The 17,979-nt window shown below is 66.2% G+C and carries 25 protein-coding genes; 12 read left to right on the plus strand and 13 right to left on the minus strand.

Features of this window, described 5'->3' with window-relative positions; all coding sequences use genetic code 11:
* Positions 1 to 55 precede the first annotated feature (55 nt).
* From ACF8ML_RS20720 to ACF8ML_RS20755, 8 genes are all read left to right on the plus strand, one after another.
* Entirely contained in the window at positions 56 to 1,078 is a 1,023-nt protein-coding gene (locus ACF8ML_RS20720) for a sulfate ABC transporter substrate-binding protein (RefSeq protein ID WP_012206440.1), read from the plus strand.
* An 82-nt stretch (positions 1,079 to 1,160) separates the two neighbouring features.
* Positions 1,161 to 1,340, plus strand: a complete 180-nt coding sequence (locus ACF8ML_RS20725; RefSeq protein ID WP_392407845.1) for a hypothetical protein — start codon at positions 1,161 to 1,163, stop codon at positions 1,338 to 1,340.
* 170 nt (positions 1,341 to 1,510) lie between these two features.
* Positions 1,511 to 2,512, plus strand: coding sequence for a sulfonate ABC transporter substrate-binding protein (locus ACF8ML_RS20730; protein WP_392407846.1), 1,002 nt, complete (start codon positions 1,511 to 1,513; stop codon positions 2,510 to 2,512).
* Between the two features lie 23 nt (positions 2,513 to 2,535).
* Positions 2,536 to 3,591 carry an aliphatic sulfonate ABC transporter substrate-binding protein gene (locus tag ACF8ML_RS20735; RefSeq protein ID WP_133072953.1) on the plus strand — a complete coding sequence of 352 codons (1,056 nt, stop codon included), beginning with the start codon at positions 2,536 to 2,538 and terminating at the stop codon, positions 3,589 to 3,591.
* Between the two features lie 38 nt (positions 3,592 to 3,629).
* Positions 3,630 to 4,790: an FMNH2-dependent alkanesulfonate monooxygenase gene (gene ssuD, locus ACF8ML_RS20740; RefSeq protein ID WP_392407847.1), complete on the plus strand. Its 1,161-nt coding sequence runs from the start codon at positions 3,630 to 3,632 to the stop codon at positions 4,788 to 4,790.
* An 11-nt stretch (positions 4,791 to 4,801) separates the two neighbouring features.
* The gene (gene ssuC, locus ACF8ML_RS20745) at positions 4,802 to 5,653 is read left to right on the plus strand and encodes an aliphatic sulfonate ABC transporter permease SsuC (protein WP_392407848.1); all 852 of its coding nucleotides are present in this window, start codon (positions 4,802 to 4,804) and stop codon (positions 5,651 to 5,653) included.
* Positions 5,654 to 5,668: 15 nt separating this feature from the next.
* On the plus strand, positions 5,669 to 6,649 hold the full coding sequence (locus tag ACF8ML_RS20750) for an ATP-binding cassette domain-containing protein (protein ID WP_392407849.1): 981 nt from the start codon (positions 5,669 to 5,671) through the stop codon (positions 6,647 to 6,649).
* A 54-nt stretch (positions 6,650 to 6,703) separates the two neighbouring features.
* A complete protein-coding gene (locus ACF8ML_RS20755; protein ID WP_012206434.1) occupies positions 6,704 to 6,919 on the plus strand; it encodes a molybdopterin-binding protein in 216 nt (71 codons plus the stop codon).
* A gap of 28 nt (positions 6,920 to 6,947) precedes the next feature.
* Here the strand turns inward: ACF8ML_RS20755 and ACF8ML_RS20760 are convergent, their stop codons facing one another.
* Genes ACF8ML_RS20760 through ACF8ML_RS20775 form a run of 4 tightly spaced genes read right to left on the minus strand, consistent with a single transcriptional unit; the run spans position 6,948 to position 9,283 of the window.
* Positions 6,948 to 7,427 carry a DUF2269 domain-containing protein gene (locus ACF8ML_RS20760; RefSeq protein ID WP_016448332.1) on the minus strand — a complete coding sequence of 160 codons (480 nt, stop codon included), beginning with the start codon at positions 7,425 to 7,427 and terminating at the stop codon, positions 6,948 to 6,950.
* Entirely contained in the window at positions 7,424 to 7,828 is a 405-nt protein-coding gene (locus ACF8ML_RS20765) for a DoxX-like family protein (RefSeq protein WP_016453303.1), read from the minus strand. Before ACF8ML_RS20765 ends, ACF8ML_RS20760 begins: the two co-directional genes overlap by 4 nt.
* Positions 7,821 to 8,690: an NAD-dependent epimerase/dehydratase family protein gene (locus ACF8ML_RS20770; protein WP_047326854.1), complete on the minus strand. Its 870-nt coding sequence runs from the start codon at positions 8,688 to 8,690 to the stop codon at positions 7,821 to 7,823. Before ACF8ML_RS20770 ends, ACF8ML_RS20765 begins: the two co-directional genes overlap by 8 nt.
* Before the next feature lie 32 nt (positions 8,691 to 8,722).
* Complete coding sequence (locus ACF8ML_RS20775) at positions 8,723 to 9,283, minus strand: GbsR/MarR family transcriptional regulator (RefSeq protein WP_047326855.1); 561 nt, start codon at positions 9,281 to 9,283, stop codon at positions 8,723 to 8,725.
* A gap of 187 nt (positions 9,284 to 9,470) precedes the next feature.
* Here ACF8ML_RS20775 and ACF8ML_RS20780 point away from each other — a divergent pair, with 187 nt between their 5' ends.
* Together ACF8ML_RS20780 and rlmD are read left to right on the plus strand one after the other, a co-directional pair.
* Complete coding sequence (locus ACF8ML_RS20780) at positions 9,471 to 9,788, plus strand: hypothetical protein (protein WP_043791529.1); 318 nt, start codon at positions 9,471 to 9,473, stop codon at positions 9,786 to 9,788.
* A gap of 76 nt (positions 9,789 to 9,864) precedes the next feature.
* Positions 9,865 to 11,337, plus strand: a complete 1,473-nt coding sequence (rlmD, locus tag ACF8ML_RS20785) for a 23S rRNA (uracil(1939)-C(5))-methyltransferase RlmD (protein WP_046240686.1) — start codon at positions 9,865 to 9,867, stop codon at positions 11,335 to 11,337.
* 88 nt (positions 11,338 to 11,425) lie between these two features.
* Here rlmD and ACF8ML_RS20790 read toward each other — a convergent pair whose 3' ends face one another.
* On the minus strand, positions 11,426 to 11,854 hold the full coding sequence (locus ACF8ML_RS20790; protein WP_016448327.1) for a hypothetical protein: 429 nt from the start codon (positions 11,852 to 11,854) through the stop codon (positions 11,426 to 11,428).
* Positions 11,855 to 11,922: 68 nt separating this feature from the next.
* On the minus strand, positions 11,923 to 12,615 hold the full coding sequence (locus ACF8ML_RS20795) for a Bax inhibitor-1/YccA family protein (protein WP_012206426.1): 693 nt from the start codon (positions 12,613 to 12,615) through the stop codon (positions 11,923 to 11,925).
* A 190-nt stretch (positions 12,616 to 12,805) separates the two neighbouring features.
* Here ACF8ML_RS20795 and ACF8ML_RS20800 point away from each other — a divergent pair, with 190 nt between their 5' ends.
* Both ACF8ML_RS20800 and ACF8ML_RS20805 read left to right on the plus strand, forming a co-directional pair.
* A complete protein-coding gene (locus ACF8ML_RS20800; protein ID WP_017405970.1) occupies positions 12,806 to 13,213 on the plus strand; it encodes a heme-binding protein in 408 nt (135 codons plus the stop codon).
* Between the two features lie 20 nt (positions 13,214 to 13,233).
* Positions 13,234 to 13,455, plus strand: coding sequence for a hypothetical protein (locus ACF8ML_RS20805; protein ID WP_126312043.1), 222 nt, complete (start codon positions 13,234 to 13,236; stop codon positions 13,453 to 13,455).
* A gap of 23 nt (positions 13,456 to 13,478) precedes the next feature.
* Here ACF8ML_RS20805 and ACF8ML_RS20810 read toward each other — a convergent pair whose 3' ends face one another.
* The 7 genes from ACF8ML_RS20810 to ACF8ML_RS20840 all read right to left on the minus strand — a co-directional run bounded on the left by ACF8ML_RS20810 (position 13,479) and on the right by ACF8ML_RS20840 (position 17,791).
* On the minus strand, positions 13,479 to 13,700 hold the full coding sequence (locus tag ACF8ML_RS20810; protein WP_016448325.1) for a hemin uptake protein HemP: 222 nt from the start codon (positions 13,698 to 13,700) through the stop codon (positions 13,479 to 13,481).
* A gap of 221 nt (positions 13,701 to 13,921) precedes the next feature.
* Positions 13,922 to 14,335 carry a biopolymer transporter ExbD gene (locus ACF8ML_RS20815; protein ID WP_016448324.1) on the minus strand — a complete coding sequence of 138 codons (414 nt, stop codon included), beginning with the start codon at positions 14,333 to 14,335 and terminating at the stop codon, positions 13,922 to 13,924.
* A 3-nt stretch (positions 14,336 to 14,338) separates the two neighbouring features.
* Entirely contained in the window at positions 14,339 to 15,061 is a 723-nt protein-coding gene (locus ACF8ML_RS20820; protein ID WP_016448323.1) for a MotA/TolQ/ExbB proton channel family protein, read from the minus strand.
* A gap of 15 nt (positions 15,062 to 15,076) precedes the next feature.
* Positions 15,077 to 15,781 (minus strand): energy transducer TonB, encoded by a 705-nt coding sequence (locus ACF8ML_RS20825; RefSeq protein ID WP_016448322.1) that lies wholly within the window; start codon positions 15,779 to 15,781, stop codon positions 15,077 to 15,079.
* A 101-nt stretch (positions 15,782 to 15,882) separates the two neighbouring features.
* Positions 15,883 to 16,155, minus strand: coding sequence for a bacterioferritin-associated ferredoxin (locus ACF8ML_RS20830; RefSeq protein ID WP_016448321.1), 273 nt, complete (start codon positions 16,153 to 16,155; stop codon positions 15,883 to 15,885).
* A 106-nt stretch (positions 16,156 to 16,261) separates the two neighbouring features.
* On the minus strand, positions 16,262 to 17,389 hold the full coding sequence (locus tag ACF8ML_RS20835) for an alpha-hydroxy acid oxidase (protein WP_047326857.1): 1,128 nt from the start codon (positions 17,387 to 17,389) through the stop codon (positions 16,262 to 16,264).
* Between the two features lie 102 nt (positions 17,390 to 17,491).
* Positions 17,492 to 17,791, minus strand: a complete 300-nt coding sequence (locus ACF8ML_RS20840; protein WP_012206418.1) for an SWIB/MDM2 domain-containing protein — start codon at positions 17,789 to 17,791, stop codon at positions 17,492 to 17,494.
* Positions 17,792 to 17,979 lie beyond the last annotated feature (188 nt).

Consider the following 17,979-nt stretch of genomic DNA (forward strand, 5'->3'; position numbering starts at 1 on the left):
TGAGAATGCTTTCCACGGCACCAGACCGTCGTCTCCACTCTCTACCGACACTCCAATGAAAATTCGCCGCCACTTTATCAAGTTTCCTGTCGCCGCCGGCCTGATCGCGGGCTTGACCCTGTCGGCTCTGCCGGCGTTGGCCCAGTCGGTGCAACTGCTCAATGTCTCCTACGATCCGACGCGCGAGCTGTACGTGGAATACAACCAGGCCTTCGCCAAGCACTGGAAGGCCAAGAGCGGCCAGGACGTGAGCGTCAAGCAGTCGCATGGCGGCTCGGGCAAGCAGGCGCGTTCGATCATCGACGGCATCGACGCCGACGTGGCCACGCTGGCGCTGGCCGGCGACATCGACGCCCTGGTCAAGAACGGCAACCTGCTCAAGGCCGACTGGCAAAAGCGCCTGCCGCACAACTCGGCGCCCTACAGCTCCACCATCGTCTTCCTGGTGAAGAAGGGCAATCCCAAGAACCTCAAGGACTGGGACGACCTGGTCAAGCCCGGCGTGCAGGTGATCACGCCCAACCCCAAGACCAGCGGCGGTGCGCGCTGGAACTACCTGGCCGCCTGGGAATTCGCCAAGCGCAAGTACGGCGGCGACGCACAGGCCAAGGACTTCATCGGCAAGCTGTTCAAGAACGTGCCCGTGCTGGACACGGGCGCGCGCGGCGCCACCATCACCTTCGTGCAGCGCGGCGTGGGCGATGTGCTGCTGGCCTGGGAGAACGAGGCCTTCCTGGCACTCAAGGAGTTCGGTCCCGACAAATTCCAGATCGTCGTGCCTTCGCTGTCCATCCTGGCCGAGCCTTCGGTGGCCGTGGTCGACAAGGTCGTGGACAAGAAGGGCACGCGCGCCGTGGCCGAGGAGTACCTGAAGTACCTGTACTCCGAGGAAGGCCAGCGCATCGCCGGCCGCAACTACTACCGTCCCACGGATGCCAAGGTCAAGGCCGAGTTCGCGGACAAGTTCCCCAAGCTGGAGCTGGTCACCATCGACCAGGCCTTCGGCGGCTGGGCCAAGGCCGACAAGGATCACTTTGCCGACGGCGGCAGCTTCGACCAGATCTACACCAAGAAGTGAGTGCGGCGCGCCGGCCCGGCCGGCGCCCACCCACTGAATTCACCCGCTTTCCCAGACACCTGCCAACCTCCCACGATCCGCCATGTCCATCTTCCTGACCTCCCGCCACTCTTTGCCGGCCGCGCGCCGCACGGCGCAGGCAGGCGTGCGGATGCACAAGGCAGGAGTGGCAGGCAAGGCAGGCAAGGCAGGCGTGGTGGCATCCAGCTCTTTTCTTCGCTTCGAGACCGTGGCCTTCGCCAGCCGGCGATGTAGCACCTGACGACTCCGTGCGGTGCGCCTGCAGGCCTGGCCCTGCAGGCGGCCGCCCCTTGCTCCGCATTCCCTTTTTTGTTTTTTGGCTGCATGCCGCGCGCATGCATGGGCAGCGCTTTGCCTGCGCCACGCACCACGCACCACGCACCACGCACCACTCTTCCAAGGATGTCCGTCATGGTCTCGTTTGATTCTTTACCCCGACACACAGCCAACTGGCGCCGACGCCAACTGCTGGGCGCGGGCCTTGCCGCAGCAGTCGCCACGGTGGGCGGCCCGGCCCTGGCCCAGGACAAGGCGGGTGACCGCGTGCTGCGCGTGGGCCACCAAAAGGGCTGGCTGTCCATCCTGAAGAGCCGGGGCACGCTGGAAAAGCGGCTGGCGCCGCTGGGCGTATCCGTGCGCTGGATCGAGTTCAACGCCGGCCCCGTGCAGCTGGAGGCGCTGAACGTGGGCTCCATCGACTTCGGCGATGTGGGCGAGGCCCCGCCCATCTTTGCGCAGGCCGCAGGGGCACCCCTGGTCTATGCGGGCGCCACCGTGCCGCGCCCCGGGCTGGAGGCGGTGATCGTGCCCAAGGACTCGCCCATCCGCAGCGTGCAGGACCTCAAGGGCAAGCGCGTGGCCTACAACAAGGGCTCGAACGTGCAGTACTTCCTGGTCAAGCTGCTGGAAAAGCACGGCCTGAAGTACGGCGATGTGCAGTCCGTCTTCCTGGCGCCGGCCGATGCGCGTGCCGCCTTCGAGCGCGGCTCCGTCGATGCCTGGCTGATCTGGGACCCCTTCCTGGCTGCCGCGCAAAAGACGCTGGACGCCCGCCTGCTGGCCGATGCCACGGGCGTGGTCAACAACCGCGCCTACTACTTCACCTCGCGCGATTTCGCCACGCGCAATGCCGATGTGCTGCGCATTGCCATCGAAGAGGTCGATGGGATTGACCGCTGGGCCTCGAAGAACCAGACGGCCGCTGCCGCCGAGCTGTCCAGCATCCTGGGCCTGGATAAGTCCATTACCGAGCTGTACCTGAGCCGTGCCCGCTTCGGCACCTCGTCCGTGACGCGCGAGATCCTGGCCGAGCAGCAGCAGATCGCCGACACCTTCTTCGAGCTCAAGCTCATCCCCCGCAAGCTCAACCTGCTGCATGCCGCGCCGGTGGACCTGATCGCGTCGCGCCCCTGAGCCCACTGCAAGGAGTCCGCACCATGAATGCCAATTCCAAGAAGCCCCGCCTGGACCGCGTGCGCCGCCAGGCCCTGCAACTGCTGGGCACCACCGCCTTCAGCTGGAGCCTGGCCGGCCAGTACGCACGCGCCGAGACGCCGGCCGCCGTGGCCGGGCCCGAGCAGTTGCGCATCGGCTACCAGAAGTCGGCCGTCAACCTGGTCATCCTCAAGCAGCAAGGCGTGCTGGAAAAGCGCTTTGCGGGCACCAAGGTCAGCTGGCTGGAGTTTCCGGCCGGCCCCCAGCTGCTGGAGGCCCTGGCCGCCGGCAGCCTGGATTTCGGCCTGACCGGCGATTCACCCCCGGTCTTTGCCCAGGCCGCGGGCCGCGACCTGCTGTACGTGGGCGCCGAGCCGCCCAAGCCCGAGAGCTCGGCCATCCTCGTGCCGTCGGACTCGCCGCTGCGCGCCCTGGCCGACCTCAAGGGCCGGCGCGTGGCGCTGCAAAAAGGCTCCAGCGCCCATTACCTGCTGGTGCGCGCGCTGGACAAGGCGGGCCTGGCCTGGAACGAGATCCAGCCCGTCTACCTGGCCCCGGCCGATGCGCGCGCCGCCTTCGAGCGCAAGAGCGTGGACGCCTGGGCCATCTGGGACCCGTTCTACGCGGCCACCGAGCTGGCGATTCGCCCGCGCGTGCTGGCCAATGGCGAAGGCCTGTCGGGCAACGCCTCGTTCTACCTGGCCGCGCGCGGACTGGTGGAGCGCCATCCGCAGGTGCTGCGCGCGCTGTTCGATGAGCTCACGCGCGCCGATCGCCTGGCCCAGAGCGCACGCCAGGAGGCCGTGGCCCTGGTGGCCGGCTTCAGCGGCCTGGATACGGCGGTGGTCAGCCGCTTCATTGCGCGCCGGCCCAGCTCCCCCGTGGGCCTGCTGGCTGCGCAGACCGTGGTGGACCAGCAGCGCGTGGCCGATGCATTTTTTCGGCTGGGCCTGATTCCGCGCCAGGTGCAGGTGGCCGACATCGTCTGGCGGCCCTCGGCGGCCGAGTACGCGCGGCTGGCCGAGCCTGCGGCGGCACGGCCTTCTTCCGCCCTTTGATTTCCTTCCTCGATTCCGTCCCCTGACTGGAGCAGCGCATGCAGGTTTTCTGGTTCATTCCCACCCACGGCGACAGTCGCTACCTCGGCACGGCCGAGGGCGCCCGCCCGCTCAGCCACGACTATGTCAAGCAGGTCGCCATCGCGGCCGACAGCCTGGGCTACGAGGGCGTGCTGATTCCCACGGGCCGCTCCTGCGAGGACCCCTGGGTCGTCGCCTCCAGCCTGATTCCGGTCACCAGGCGCCTGAAGTTCCTGGTCGCCGTGCGTCCCGGCCTGCACCAGCCCAGCCTGGCGGCGCGCATGGCTGCCTCGTTCGACCGCCTGTCGGGCGGGCGGCTGCTGATCAATCTGGTCACGGGCGGCGACCGCGCCGAGCTGGAGGGCGACGGCGTCTTCCTCGACCATGCGCAGCGCTACGAGCAATCGGCCGAGTTCATCCGCATCTGGCGCGAGATCCTTGAGCGCAGCCATGAGGGCGGCACGCTCGACTACGAAGGTGAACACCTCTCGGTCAAGGGCGCCAAGCTGCTGTTCCCGCCGCTGCAAAAGCCGTATCCGCCCGTGTACTTCGGCGGCTCGTCCGAGGCCGCGCACGACCTGGCCGCCGAGCAGGTCGATGCCTACCTGACCTGGGGCGAGCCCCCGGCCGAGGTGGCCAAAAAGATTGCCGATGTGCGCGAGAAGGCGGCGCGCCATGGCCGCAGCGTGAAGTTCGGCATCCGCCTGCACGTCATCGTGCGCGAGACCGAGGACGAGGCCTGGGCCGACGCCGATCGCCTGATCAGCCGCCTCAAGGACGAGACCGTGGTCCAGGCCCAGGCCGCCTTCGCGCGCATGGACTCGGAAGGTCAGCGCCGCATGGCCGCCCTGCATGCCGGCGGCAGCCGCCGCACGCGGGCCGAGCTGGAGATCAGCCCCAACCTCTGGGCCGGCGTGGGCCTGGTGCGCGGCGGCGCGGGCACGGCCCTGGTGGGCGATGCGCAGACCGTGGCCGACCGCATCAAGGAGTACGCGGACCTGGGCATAGACACCTTCGTGCTGTCCGGCTATCCGCACCTGGAAGAGGCCTACCGCTTTGCCGAGCTGGTCTTCCCGCTGCTGCCGCTGTCCATGCGCGACAGGCTGGCTGGCGGCGTGGGCGGGCCGCTGGGCGAGACCGTTGCCAACCTGTACTCGCCGCGCGCGTCGCAAAGCTGAGGGAGTCACGCATGTCCGATGCACGTACCGTTTCTGCGCTGCCGGCCTCCTCGGCCCCCCCGGCCGGCGATTCCTGGTCGCCGCTGCTACGCTTTGCGGCCGGCGTGGGCCGCCGCCTGGTGCCCTGGCTGGTGCCGCTGGCGCTGATCGCCGTCTGGCAGGCCGCCTCGGCGTGGGGCTGGCTGTCCACGCGGGTGCTGCCCGCTCCGCTGGATGTGCTGCGCGCCGCGCAGACGCTGGCCGAGTCGGGAGAGCTGCTCAAGCATGTGCAGGTGAGCGCGGGCCGCGCGCTGGGTGGCCTGGCCATCGGCGGCGGGCTGGGGCTGGCGCTGGGCCTGCTCACGGGCTCGCTGCGCTGGGCGGAGACGCTGCTGGACTCCACCATCCAGATGGTGCGCAACATTCCCGCGCTGGCGCTGATTCCGCTGGTCATCCTGTGGTTCGGCATCGACGAGAGCGCCAAGCTGTTCCTGATCAGCGTGTCGGTGTTCTTTCCCATCTACCTGAACACCTTCCACGGCATACGCAATGTGGACCCTGCGCTGATCGAGATGGGGCGCAGCTACGGCCTCACGCGCTGGCAGCTGTACCGCGAGGTCATCCTGCCGGGCGCGCTGTCCTCCATCCTCGTCGGCCTGCGTTTTTCGCTGGGCCTGATGTGGGTGATCCTGATCGTGGCCGAGACCATCTCGGCGCAGTCGGGCATCGGCTACCTGACCATGAACGCCCGCGAGTTCCTGCAGACCGACGTGGTGCTGGTCGGCATCCTGCTGTACGCCCTGCTGGGCAAGCTGGCCGACTGGTTTGCGCGTGCGCTGGAGCACTGGTGGCTGCGCTGGCATCCGGGCTACCAGCCCAAGTGACACAAGGAGCACGACATGAGCCGATGGAACCGCATGAAGACCACGCTGGCACAGGCCGTGGAGCTGAACACCACCGCGCCGGCGATGGCCTGGGAGGCCTCGTTCGACGCCGATGGCCTGGACGTCAGCGACCGCCTGGCCCAGAACGACGATGCACCGCAGTCCGCATCCCCCCAATCCGCACCGCGCCGTGGCGTGCGCCTGCAGGCCGGCGGGCTGACCAAGCGCTACGGTCAGCGCGAGGTGCTGCACGAAGTGCAGCTGCAGGTGGAGCCTGGCGAATTCGTCGCCATCGTGGGCCGCAGCGGCTGCGGCAAGAGCACCTTGCTGCGCCTGGTCGCAGGCCTGGAGCAGGCCACGGCCGGCACCCTGCTGCTGGACGGCGAGCTCGCCCGCGCCGTGCAGGGCGCGCAGGGTGGCACGCGCATCATGTTCCAGGATGCGCGCCTGCTGCCCTGGCGGCGCGTGCTGGCCAATGTGACGCTGGGCCTGCCCGCCTCGGCCCAGGAACGTGGCCGCGAAGTGCTGGCCCAGGTCGGCCTGGCCGACCGCGAGGGCGAATGGCCGGCGCGCCTGTCCGGCGGCCAGCGCCAGCGCGTGGCCCTGGCGCGCGCCCTGGTGCACCGCCCGCAACTGCTGCTGCTGGACGAGCCGCTGGGCGCGCTCGATGCGCTCACCCGCATAGAGATGCACCGCCTGATCGAAGGCCTGTGGCAGAGCCACGGCTTCACGGCCCTGCTGGTCACGCATGACGTGCAGGAGGCCGTGGCCCTGGCCGACCGCGTGGTGCTGATCGAGGACGGCCGCATCGCGCTGGACGAACGCATTGCCCTGCCACGGCCGCGCGTGCACGGCAGCGTGGCGCTGGCGGCCATCGAGCAACGCATTCTCGACCGCGTGCTGCAAAAGCCCGCTGCCGAGCCCGACTCCAACCCCCTGACCGACACCACGGCCTGGCCCGGCGTGCCGGCCCATGGCCTGCGCTGGGCGGTCTGACTTTTCGTTTTCCCCAACCTTCCTTTGATTCCTTTTGATCCCCAGGAGAAAAACATGTCCATTCAAGCCATCAACGTGCGCAACCAGTTCAAGGGCCAGGTGCGCGAAATCATCCGTGGTGACGTTGTCTCCGAAGTCGATGTGCAAACGCCCTGGGGCGTGGTCACCTCGGTGATCACCACGCGCTCGGTGGACGAGCTGGGCCTGGTCGTGGGCTCCGACGTGGTGGCCCTGGTCAAATCCACCGAAGTGTCCATTGCCAAGCTCTGAGGCCAGGCACTGAAGGCACTGCCGATGCTCAACCGCCCCAGAGCATCGGCTTGTTGACCATCAGGTAATAGGTCACGGCCATGGCGATGAAGGCCGGGTAGCCCAGCGCCTCCCAGCGCCGGGCGTAGACGGCATATAGGGCGGGCAGGGCGGCCTGTGCTGCGTGTGCGCCGCGCGCCATGGCGGCCATGCGCATCTGCAGCCAGACCACGGGCAGCCAGCAGGCGCCGGCCAGCAGGTACAGGCCCAGCGACAGTGCCAGCCACGGCGTGGTCAACGGCCAGCCCGCCATGTGGGCCAGGGCAATGCCGCTCACAGGCTGTATGACCACGCAGGGCGTGGTGAACCACCAGTCCGCACGCACCACCAGGCGGCTGACCACGGCCTGCGCAGCGACGCTGCCGCTGCGGTTGGCGAAGAACATGTAGAAGGCCGAGCCCAGGCCGGTGCCGACCAGCAGCACGCTGGACGCGATATGCAGCGTCTTGAGCAACAGGTAGAGATTCATGCGGACTCCTTGGACGTGACGGGCGCCGACATCAGGTGCAGCAGCATGGCTGCGATCGGCAGGTTCTTGAGCAGCGGCCCCAGCGGATGCAGCCACAGCGTGGGCTGCAGCGCCGTGGCCAGTACGGTCATGGCGGCCATCAGCAGCAGGGCCGCCAGATAGCTCTTGCGGCCGGGCAGCAGCCACAGCGCCAGGCCCACGGCCAGGTCGGCGAGCAGGCCGCTCCAGATCAGGAATGTCTGCCAGCCCGCATCGTGGATGCCGGCATCGGCCAGCACCTGCACGCTCAGGCCGCGGTGCTCGATGGCGCTGACCAGGGCCGTGCCCAGCCAGACGGCGATCAGGCTCAAGTGCATGGTGCGCAGCGGCGCTGGAACGGTGCGAGAGCGGCGCTCATCCATGGCGCAAGGTGGACAGCAGTTGGGAGGGCGCAACGCCGGGCCGGCCCAGCAGGCCTTGCAGGCCAGCCGGATCAGTGACGTTGTCGCTGGCCAGCATGGCCAGTGTCTCGCTGCACCAGGGCGAGGCGCTGACCCAGTCGCCAGCGCGTGCGCTGGCGCGGGTGAGCCAGCCGGGCAGCGTGCCCACGCGGGCGGGGGCGCGGCCCATTTGCGCGCGCAGGCTGGCAATCAGTGCGGCCAGCGGCAAGGGCAGGGGGCCACCGATCTCGATCATGCCCACGGGCTCGGGGCGCGTCACCAGGCCGGCCACGGCCTCGGCCAGGTCGCGCACGGCCACGGGCTGCACGCGGGCCTGCAGCACGGGGCGCGGCAGCAGCAGCGCCGGCAGGCGCGCCATGGACAGGAACATCTCGCTGCTGGCGCCGCCAGCGCCGAACACCACGCTGGGGCGGACCACGCAGCCTTGCAGATGGCCGGCTGCCGTGAGTGCCAGCAGATGCTCGTCAGCGGCGCGCTTGGTGGTGGCGTAGCGCGTGGCACTGCCTTCTATGCCCAGGGCAGAGATCTGCACCACGCGCCGCACGCCAGCCGCCGCGCAGGCATCGAACAGGGCAATGGGGGCCAGGGCGTGCATGGCATCGATGGGCCGGGAGGCGCTGTCGCGCAGCACGCCCACGGCATTGACCACGGCATCCACGCCCGCCAGGTGCGGCAGCCAGGCCTCGGGCGTGGTGGCCTTGGCGTAGTCGAGCGCAGGCAGTGAATGGCGGCTGCGCGCCACGGGGTCGTGGCCGGCCAGTGCCAGCAGGTTGACGATATGGCGGCCGATGAAGCCGTTGCCGCCGCAGACCAGAATGCGCATGGTGACCTCCAGTTTCTCTTGTGACGGAAATTTCAGGCTCGGCGTCCGCGCTTGACACGGGTGTCAGCGGCCTCGGAGCGCACGAAGCGCTGCACGCTGGCGCCCAGGCGCAGGAGCTTGTCCAGCGTGGAGGGCGACAGCCGCAGCATCTCGTCGGTCCAGATGCCCAGCGACTCCATGAGGCGCAGCGTCTCGTGCACGCGGTCCTGGGTGTCGGGGGATTCGGCATCGAAACCGGGCTCTGCTATCAGTTCGCGCAGCATCTCGGAGGTCGGGTCGAACTCGCGCTGCTTGCGCTCTCGCACGATGGTGCGCAGCAGCTCCCAGACATCGGACGAGGTCTCGAAGTAGTCGCGGCGGTCGCCGGGCCTGCGGCTGATGCGGATCAGCTCCCAGTCCTGCAGTTCCTTGAGGCTGTTGCTCACGTTGGAGCGAGCGGCGCCCAGCGTGCCGGCAATCTCTTCCGCATTGAGCGGGCGGCCATGGAAAAACAGCAGGGCGTGGATCTGGGCGACCGTGCGGTTCACTCCCCAGGAGCTGCCCATGTCGCCCCAATGGTGGATGAAACGGTGTGCGATGGGACTCAGTTGCATGGCTTCAGTGTCTGCAGGTCTGAAATTTCTGTCAAGAGAGAAATTTGAGAAAGCTGAAAAATCAAAACCGGCTGCAGCGCGGGGGCGGCACCTGGCGGGGCGCGGCATGTGCTGCTCCATAATGCTGGGCAGCCTGGCCTGCCACCCAGTACATACACAGGCGGGCCACCGTTTTGAGGGGAACACCATGACTGCTGTGCAAAACCTGCGTGCCATCACCGTGCTGGCCGCCTGCGCGCTGGCGCAGGCTGCGTCTGCCGCCTGCTATTCCGTCTACACGCCCGAGCAGGAACTGATCTACCGCTCCAACCGCCCGCCGGTGGACCTGACCTTGCCGCTGCACCAGACCGTGGAAAAGATCGAGCGCGGCGCCACCATGGTGTTCACGCTGGACGAGTTCAACTGCCTCACTGAAGTCAACCTGCTGGCCGAACGCGAGCAACTGGCGCGTGCACGCCAGGAGCGCCAGCGGGACCTGGGCCGCAGCAGCACGCCGCGCTCCTGAGGGGCAAAAGCGAGTTCGGGGCTTTTTTGGGGGGCCGCCACCAGGGCAATCGGAGAGCCTGAGACAATCTGGCCCCATGAGTGAACCCCGCGACAACAAGATCCCCGACAACCTGCCCGAAGCCGACGCCGACGCCCCTGCACTGCCCGAAGGCTGGCTGCAGGTGCTGTCCATGGATATGGACGCCCAGGGCGTGGCCCGCAAGAGCGATGGCAAGGTGGTATTCATCGACGGCGCACTGCCGACCGAGCTGGTCAGCGCCAATACCCATCGCAAGAAAAACAACTGGGAAGCCGCCAGCCTGACGGCCATCCACCGCGAATCCTCCCAGCGCGTGCGCCCCGGCTGCCCCAACTTCGGCTTGCATGCCGGCGCCTGCGGCGGCTGCAAGATGCAGCATCTGCACGTCGCTGCCCAGGTGGCCATCAAGCAGCGCGTGCTGGAGGACAACCTCTGGCATCTGGCCAAGGTCAGGCCCGAGACGCTGCTGCGCCCCATCGAGGGTCCGTCCTGGGGCTACCGCTTCCGCTCGCGCCTGTCGGTGCGCTACGTGGCCAAGAAGGGCAAGGTGCTGGTGGGCTTTCACGAGCGCAAGAGCCGCTACATCGCCGACATGGAGACCTGCAAGGTCCTGCCACCCCATGTGGATGCCATGCTGCTGCCCATGCGCGCGCTGATCGCCTCCATGGATGCGCGCGAAACCTGCCCGCAGATCGAGGTCGCCTGCGGCGATTCGGTCACGGCCCTGGTGCTGCGCCACCTGGAGCCGCTGTCCGAGGACGATCAGGCCCGGCTCCGCGCTTTCGCGGCCGAGCACAACGTGCAGTGGTGGCTTCAACCCAAGGGCCCGGACACCGTGCACCTCATGGAGCAGGGAGGCGCCCAGCTCGACTACGGCCTGCCCGATTTCGGCATCACCATGCCGTTCAAGCCCACGGACTTCACCCAGGTCAATCCGCACATCAACCGCGTGCTGGTCACGCGCGCGCTGCGCTTGCTGGATGTCAAGAAGGATGAGCGCGTGATCGACTGGTTCTGCGGTCTGGGCAACTTCACCCTGCCCCTGGCCACGCAGGCGCGCGAGGTGCTGGGCATCGAGGGCAGCGACACCCTGGTCAAGCGCTCCCATGAAAACTACGCGGCCAACAACGCGCAGCGGGCGGAGGGCGACAAGCTCGCGCCCACGCGCTTTGTGGCGCGCAACCTGTTCGAGATGACGCCCGAGATGCTGTTCGCCGACGGCGTCGCCGGCAAGTGGCTGGTCGATCCGCCGCGCGAAGGAGCGTTTGCGCTGTCCAAGGCCCTGGCCGACATCCACCAGGCGCGCATCGGCGCCGAAGGCGCCGAGCCCCTGCCGGCAGGGCATGAGGACTGGCGCTTTCCAGAGCGCATCGTCTATGTCAGCTGCAATCCCGCCACGCTGGCACGCGATGCCGGTCTGCTGGTGCACCTGGCCGGCTATCGCTGTGTTTCGGCCGGCGTGGTCAACATGTTCCCGCACACGGCCCATGTGGAGAGCATGGCGGTGTTCGAGCGTCGCGTGGACTGACGGCGGCCCCGCAGGCCTTGCATGAAAAAGCCGTGGCCGCCTGAGGGCGCCACGGCTTTTTTGCGGCCGGATCCGGATGCCTGCCGGATCAGCTGCGATTGCGTCCTGCCGAAGGCTCGGCAGGCACATCTTCCTTGTCGCTGCGGCGGCGGTCACTCTGGCCCAGGACCGAAGGCGTGCCCTCGATCTTGTTGGCGCGCATGTACTCGTCCATATCCTTCCAGCCTGCGAACACCAGGGCCTTGGGCGATTTGGGGTTGAGCGTGTAGCAATCCTCCAGCCCGCGCAGGGCATGGCGGCAGGCCCCGCCAATGGCCTTGGCCTCGGCCTCCTTGGCGACGGCGCGGGGGTCCGGCCCCAGGCCCGGAATATCATCCAGCTTGCAGCCGGCAAGCAGCGTGGGCAGCAGCAGGATGGCGAAGGTGCGGGGAAGATTAGGCATGGTCATCTTGACGAGATTATCGGCACGACCCGGAAAAAGTTGAGCCCGCCTTGCACGAATGATGATCCCGGACATGCAAAAGGCCTCCCGAAGGAGGCCTTTGGTGTTGCAGCACGCAAGGCGCAGCCTTGGCGCGTGCGGCATCAGTCGCGTTCGCCGCCCATGATGCCCAGCAGGGCCAGCAGGCTCTGGAACACGTTGAACAGGTCCAGGTACAGGGCCAGCGTGGCGCTGATGTAGTTGGTCTCGCCGCCGTCCATGATCTGCTTGAGGTCATAGAGCATGTAGGCGCTGAAGATGCCGATGGCCGCCACCGAGATCGCCATCATGCCGGCCGTGGAGCCGATGAAGACGTTGATGATGGAGCCCACGAACAGCACCAGCACACCCACGAACAGGAACTTGCCCATGCCCGACAGGTCGCGCTTGATCACCGTGGCCAGCGAGGCCATGACCAGGAACACGCCGGCCGTGCCTGCAAAGGCGGTCATGATCAGCTCGGAGCCGTTCTTGAAGCCCAGGATCATGCCGATCATGCGCGACAGCATCAGGCCCATGAAGAAGGTAAAGCCCAGCAGCACGGGAATGCCGGCTGCCGAGTGCTTTGTCTTCTCGATGGCGAACATGAAGCCGAAGGCGCCGCCCAGGAAGACGATGAGCCCCAGACCGCCGCTCAGCGAGCGCGTGATGCCCGTGGCCACGCCCAGCCAAGCGCCCAGCACGGTGGGGAGAAGACTCAGGGCCAGCAGCCAGTAGGTGTTGCGCAATACGCGATTGCGCTCTTGCTGCGAGACACCGTAGCCCGCAGAGCCCAGTGTGGTGACTTGATCATTCATGTGGCCAGTCCTCCGAAGGAGTGTTATTGCGACTTGCCCATTCTAGGTGGCGGCTCGCGCGCCGCTTGCAATACCCCGAGCCTCTGCCATGGTTTGGTTTCGAATGTTTTGTTCTGCGCATGCATTGTCAGTCCTCATACGATTGCTATGCTTATAGGACATTTGTGATGGAATGGATAACTGCAATCTTATGAAGACCAAGCATGAACTCGAACTGGCCGACGTGAAGGCCATTGCCGCCGCCGCAGAGGCCGAGGCGCTGAAGAACAAGTGGGCCGTGACCATTGCCATCGTCGATGACGGCGGTCACCTGCTGTGGCTGCAGCGCCTCGATGGCGCCGCCGCAGTCTCGGCCCATATCGCTCCGTCCAAGGCCCGTTCGGCTGCCCTGGGCCGCCGCGACACCAAGGGCTATGAAGACATGATCAACAACGGCCGTACGGCCTTCCTGAGCGCCCCCACGGTGGACGGCCTGCTCGAAGGCGGCGTGGCCATCATGAAGGACGGCCAGTGCCTGGGTGCCGTGGGCGTCAGCGGCGTCAAGGCCAATGAGGATGCCCAGGTGGCCAGCGCCGGCATTGCGGCTCTGGGTCTGTAAAAGCCCCTGATGCACCCTGCATGAATCTGCCTTTTGGGCCGATTCATGAGGCAAAGAAAAAGCCCCTGTACCTCAGTACAGGGGCTTTTTCTTTGAAGCGATCCACATTGCAGCGCAGGGAAAAAATGCTTGGCTACGCAAAATCCGAAGATTCTGTTGGCTGGCTAATCGACCTTTGGGACTGGAAGCCCCAAGGTCGCCCCACGATGAAACAAAGAAGCGGTCAGCGGACCCGAACATGACCCGCCGACGGCTGCAATCTTGGTTATTTGGTCAGGATGAGCTTGCCCAGCTTGGTGGCCTGCAGACGATAGGGTGTGCCGTTGTGCACGATGGTCACAGCCTTTTGCCCATTGAGCAGCAAGGTGCTGTCGAGTCCGCTGGCGGCCCCGCTGAGGGCTGCGGATGCTGCGGCCTGCAGCGCTGCAAAGGCCTGGGCTGTGGAGTTGCCGGACAGATGCGAGGTGGCGGCGGAAGTGGCAGACATGCAGGGAATTCCTCAAAAATTGGAAAGTTTTGTGAATGATAACAATTCTCAATTGAAAATCAAGTGAGACTTACTCTCATTGTGGTTTCTGCCCCCCGAACGACCGAACGACCGAACGCCTGATCACCCCGCGAGCTTGTTCCAAGAGCGGGCCGCAATGGAAAACGGCCCCGAAGGGCCGTTGTCGCTGAGCGCCAGGCAACGAATGCCGCTCTCGCGGCCTACTTGACGGGGTCCGTCACAAAGCCGATCTTGCGCACGCCGGCACGCTGGGCGGCGGCCATGGCCTGGGCAACACGCTCGTAGCGCACTTCCTTGTCGCCCTGGATGTGCAGGTCGGGTTGCGGCTCCTTGGCTGCCTCGGCCTTGAGGTTTTCCTCGAACTGCGTATCGCTCACGGCCACGCCATTCCAGTGGTACTGGCCATCAGCGGACACGGCCAGGCGCACGGTGGCGGGCTTGACGTCTTCGGGCTGGTTGGTGGCGCGGGGCAGGTCCACGTTCACCGAATGCTTCATCACCGGCACGGTGATGATGAAGATGATCAGGAGCACCAGCATGACGTCGACCAGCGGCGTCATGTTGATCTCGTTCATCACCTCTTCGCCGTCATCATCCATTGTTCCGAATGCCATGGCTTACGCGCCTTTCTTCAGCGGCAGCACATTGCCGGCTTCCTTGCCGTCGATGGACACGCGGGCGCCGGTCACGAAGTAGGCGTGCATGTCGTGGGCAAAGCTGTTGAGTGCGTTGAGGATGGACTTGTTGCCACGCACCACGGCGTTGTAGCCGAGCACAGCCGGAATGGCCACGGCCAGACCCAGGGCCGTCATGATCAGCGCCTCGCCGATGGGGCCTGCCACCTTGTCGATGGAGGACTGGCCCGACAGGCCGATGGCGACCAGTGCGTGGTAGATGCCCCAGACGGTGCCGAACAGGCCGATGAAGGGGGCTGTCGAGCCCACGGAGGCCAGAATGGCCAGGCCCGATTGCAGGCGGGCCGTGAACTCGCTGATGCCGTTGCGCATGCAGCGGGTCACCCAGTCGCTGATGTCAAGCGTGTCGTGCAGGTGGGCGCTGGTCTTGCGGTGGTGGGCAGTGGCTTCGCGGCCTTCGAGCACCAGGTAGCGGAAGGGGTTGGACCGGTCATTGCCGAGCTTTTCCAGGCCGCTGGCCAGGTCGGGGCTGTGCCAGAAGTCCTGGGCGTTGCGGGCGTACTTCTTGAACTTCACGATGTCCAGGGCCTTGATGATCATCACCAGCCAAGAGGCCACCGACATGGCCAGCAGGATGACGGCGACGGCACGGGTGACGAAGTCTCCCTGCGTCCAGACGTGGGCAATGCCGAATTGGGAATCCATGGATACTCCTGAGAATCAATTGAGGGTGAATTTGACCGGGACCGTAACCCACATGGGGGTTGGCGTGCCGTTGCTCTTGCCGGGGACGAACTTCCAGTTCTTGACGCCGTCCACGGCCTGCTGGTCCAGACGGTCGTAGCCGCTGGATTTGCTGACCTCGATCTTCTGAGGCAGGCCTTGCGCATCCACGAAGATGCGCAGCATCACGGTTCCCTGCTCGCCCATGCGCCGGCTGATGGCAGGGTAGTTGGGCGCCGGGTTGTTCAGGTAGGCGGCATTGTTGGATGGCAGCTCGATCTTGGGCGGTGCCGGAGGGGCAGGAGGCGCGGGCGGGGCAGGTGGGGCGGGCGGTGCCGGGGGGGCCGGCGGTGCCTCCACGACGGGCTTGGGCTCGTCTTCCAGCGTGCCTCGCGGCGCCGCAGGTGCCGGCTTGGGATCGGCAATGGCCTTGGGCAGAGGCGGCGCCTTCTTCACGACCGGCTGTGGCTTGGGGGGGGGCGGTGGCGGCGGAGGTGGCTTGGGGGCCTCGGGCTCGGGCGCGGGTGGCGAAATGAATTCCGCGATCACCTGGGCTGGCACGATGACCTCTTCGGGGGCGCGCTGGAGCAGGCCATGCTGCATCGCCCAGAGGGTTGCTGCATGCAAGACCACGACCGAACCCGCGATGGCCACGTTACGGCCAAGGCCCCCGGGGGGGCCAAAACGATCAGACTGGGACATAGAGACAGAAGGAGCTGACAGCGGATAGGTGCCGGGTGCTGTCGCTCGGAAGACGGAGTATCAGCTGCGCAGGATCCACCAGGTGCATGTAACGACGAGGATCAGGCTGCCGACAAGTGCTGAGAGGAGGACCATGCTTTGCTCTCCAGGATATTGTTGGCAAGCTGGACGGTCTGGGCCGCGATCTCGTTGTGTATGGCCGCCACGGGCTGGGTTGCGCAGCATTGCGCCACCACATCCCGGGCACAACTCTCGCACCGGCCGCACTGCATGGCGATACCCAATTCGAATTGGATTTCGTCAAAGCTCATGCCAGCGTGAGCGTGGCGTGCGATCTCACGGTCGGAAACCCGGCGACATACACAGACGATCATGGCTACAGGCAGTAATGGCTGGCTATTGATGAGATGAAAAATTATAAATGAGAATTCATCGCATTTGCAATTCTTGGTTGTCTGTAGGGCTGTATGGCCTTGCGCTTTACTCGGTATCCAGCAGTTCCACAGTGGCCTGCGCGAGGGTTGCACAGCCTGTCAGGGCCATGGCGACCTCCAGTTCGTCGCGCAGCAGCCTCAGTACGTGGGCCACGCCAGCGGCACCTGCATTGGCCAGACCCCAGATTATCGGGCGGCCTATCAGCACAGCCGTTGCACCGAGAGCGATGGCCTTGAGCACATCGGTGCCTCGCCGTATGCCGCCGTCGGCGAGCACAGGGAGCGCATGGCCCGAGTTGCGCAAGGCCTTGGTGACGCGCGGCAGTGCGGTGGCCGTTGCGGGAACGGTATCCAGCGTGCGTCCCCCGTGGTTGGAAACAATGATGCCTGCCACGCCCGATCTCGCCGCCTGCAGCGCGTCAGCCGGATGCAGCACCCCCTTGAGCAGCACTGGCAGGCGCGTCTGCTGCTGCAGCCAGGCAACGTCATCCCAGGTGGGCGCATGCTGCAGCAGGCCGTCGAACAGTGCGCTCTGGTCCGGTGTGAGCCGGACGGCCGGAGATGGAGCCAGGCCCTGCAGATTGACGGCAGAAATGCCGGCGGGAAGGCTAAAGCGCGCGCGGCGTTCACGGTCCCGTACGCCGCTGGCTGGGGCGTCCACCGTCAGCACCAGCGCTTCGTAGCCTGCCGCCTCGGCCCGTTCGATCAATTGCCTGGTAAAGCCCCGGTCGTGCTGCAGGTACAGCTGGAACCATAGCGGCCCGCGGGTCGGCGTGAGCTGTGCGGCCTTCGCCACAGTCTCCAGCGGCAGGCTGGCCTGGGTGCTGAGCACCATGCCCGCGCCCAGCGCCGCAGCCGCATAGGCTGTTGCAAGCTCTGCGTCGGCATGCGCCATTTGCTGGAAGGCCATGGGGGCGACCAGCAGGGGGCAGGCCAGCTCTCGCCCCAGCAGTTGCAGCCGTGTGTTTCCCCCTGCAAGAGGCCTGAGTACGCGTGGCCACAACGTGAGCGCATCCCAGGCGCTGCGGTTGGCGGCAAGGCTGTGTTCATCGGCCGCGCCGCCCGAGAAGTAGGCCCAGGCGTTGTCGTCCAACCGCTGCCGCGCCTGGATCTCGTGGTCGGCCAGATTGATGATGCCGTCGGGAACGGCTTGCAGTGCGGGCACTTGGCTCATGGCATTGGAGGGTGGGCGATGGCGCATCGCCGGTGGCAGACATCCGGAAAAAAGAAAAGCCGGCCCATGGGCCGGCTTTCATCCGTGGGGCAGGCCCGGGGATTACTTGACGTGCTTGCCGATCAGGCCAGCCATCTCGAACATCGAGACTTGGGGCTTGCCGAACACTTCCTTGAGCTTGGCATCAGCGTTGATCATGCGCTTGTTGGCAGCGTCTTGCAGCTTGTTGGCCTTGATGTAGACCCACAGCTTGCTGATGATCTCGGTGCGGGGCAGGGGGGTGGAACCCACCACGGCAGCCAGAGCGGGGCTGGGGGTGAGGGGTTTCATGAAGGCGGCGTTGGGAGTGCGCTTCTTTGCGGGAGCTGCCGGAGCAGCCGTTGCCTTCTTTGCAGTTGCCATGTTGCTTGTTCCTAGTATGGAGTGGATTCTTTACCAGCGAAAAACCGTCGCTATCCACTGGCAGGCTGATGCTAATGGGAAAAAAACGGTCTTCCAAGCTCACCCGTCAAATTTTTGCCTCGATTTGTTGCTGTGGCGCTGTTTTTTGAAGAGTTTTTGCATCCCTGCTCCCTTTCGGGGGCCGCCAT

The sequence above is a fragment of the Delftia sp. WSY_10 genome (assembly GCF_043104705.1).
GTDB classification, from domain to species: Bacteria; Pseudomonadota; Gammaproteobacteria; order Burkholderiales; family Burkholderiaceae_C; genus Comamonas; species Comamonas tsuruhatensis.

Bases quoted from the DNA above. Each gene is read 5' to 3' on its own strand.
- ACF8ML_RS20720 (WP_012206440.1), top strand. From the start codon at position 56: ATGAAAATTCGCCGCCACTTTATCAAGTTTCCTGTCGCCGCCGGCCTG.
- ACF8ML_RS20725 (WP_392407845.1), top strand. From the start codon at position 1,161: ATGTCCATCTTCCTGACCTCCCGCCACTCTTTGCCGGCCGCGCGCCGC.
- ACF8ML_RS20730 (WP_392407846.1), top strand. From the start codon at position 1,511: ATGGTCTCGTTTGATTCTTTACCCCGACACACAGCCAACTGGCGCCGA.
- ACF8ML_RS20735 (WP_133072953.1), top strand. From the start codon at position 2,536: ATGAATGCCAATTCCAAGAAGCCCCGCCTGGACCGCGTGCGCCGCCAG.
- ssuD (WP_392407847.1), top strand. From the start codon at position 3,630: ATGCAGGTTTTCTGGTTCATTCCCACCCACGGCGACAGTCGCTACCTC.
- ssuC (WP_392407848.1), top strand. From the start codon at position 4,802: ATGTCCGATGCACGTACCGTTTCTGCGCTGCCGGCCTCCTCGGCCCCC.
- ACF8ML_RS20750 (WP_392407849.1), top strand. From the start codon at position 5,669: ATGAGCCGATGGAACCGCATGAAGACCACGCTGGCACAGGCCGTGGAG.
- ACF8ML_RS20755 (WP_012206434.1), top strand. From the start codon at position 6,704: ATGTCCATTCAAGCCATCAACGTGCGCAACCAGTTCAAGGGCCAGGTG.
- ACF8ML_RS20760 (WP_016448332.1), bottom strand. From the start codon at position 7,427: ATGAATCTCTACCTGTTGCTCAAGACGCTGCATATCGCGTCCAGCGTG.
- ACF8ML_RS20765 (WP_016453303.1), bottom strand. From the start codon at position 7,828: ATGGATGAGCGCCGCTCTCGCACCGTTCCAGCGCCGCTGCGCACCATG.
- ACF8ML_RS20770 (WP_047326854.1), bottom strand. From the start codon at position 8,690: ATGCGCATTCTGGTCTGCGGCGGCAACGGCTTCATCGGCCGCCATATC.
- ACF8ML_RS20775 (WP_047326855.1), bottom strand. From the start codon at position 9,283: ATGCAACTGAGTCCCATCGCACACCGTTTCATCCACCATTGGGGCGAC.
- ACF8ML_RS20780 (WP_043791529.1), top strand. From the start codon at position 9,471: ATGACTGCTGTGCAAAACCTGCGTGCCATCACCGTGCTGGCCGCCTGC.
- rlmD (WP_046240686.1), top strand. From the start codon at position 9,865: ATGAGTGAACCCCGCGACAACAAGATCCCCGACAACCTGCCCGAAGCC.
- ACF8ML_RS20790 (WP_016448327.1), bottom strand. From the start codon at position 11,854: ATGTCCGGGATCATCATTCGTGCAAGGCGGGCTCAACTTTTTCCGGGT.
- ACF8ML_RS20795 (WP_012206426.1), bottom strand. From the start codon at position 12,615: ATGAATGATCAAGTCACCACACTGGGCTCTGCGGGCTACGGTGTCTCG.
- ACF8ML_RS20800 (WP_017405970.1), top strand. From the start codon at position 12,806: ATGAAGACCAAGCATGAACTCGAACTGGCCGACGTGAAGGCCATTGCC.
- ACF8ML_RS20805 (WP_126312043.1), top strand. From the start codon at position 13,234: ATGAATCTGCCTTTTGGGCCGATTCATGAGGCAAAGAAAAAGCCCCTG.
- ACF8ML_RS20810 (WP_016448325.1), bottom strand. From the start codon at position 13,700: ATGTCTGCCACTTCCGCCGCCACCTCGCATCTGTCCGGCAACTCCACA.
- ACF8ML_RS20815 (WP_016448324.1), bottom strand. From the start codon at position 14,335: ATGGCATTCGGAACAATGGATGATGACGGCGAAGAGGTGATGAACGAG.
- ACF8ML_RS20820 (WP_016448323.1), bottom strand. From the start codon at position 15,061: ATGGATTCCCAATTCGGCATTGCCCACGTCTGGACGCAGGGAGACTTC.
- ACF8ML_RS20825 (WP_016448322.1), bottom strand. From the start codon at position 15,781: ATGTCCCAGTCTGATCGTTTTGGCCCCCCCGGGGGCCTTGGCCGTAAC.
- ACF8ML_RS20830 (WP_016448321.1), bottom strand. From the start codon at position 16,155: ATGATCGTCTGTGTATGTCGCCGGGTTTCCGACCGTGAGATCGCACGC.
- ACF8ML_RS20835 (WP_047326857.1), bottom strand. From the start codon at position 17,389: ATGAGCCAAGTGCCCGCACTGCAAGCCGTTCCCGACGGCATCATCAAT.
- ACF8ML_RS20840 (WP_012206418.1), bottom strand. From the start codon at position 17,791: ATGGCAACTGCAAAGAAGGCAACGGCTGCTCCGGCAGCTCCCGCAAAG.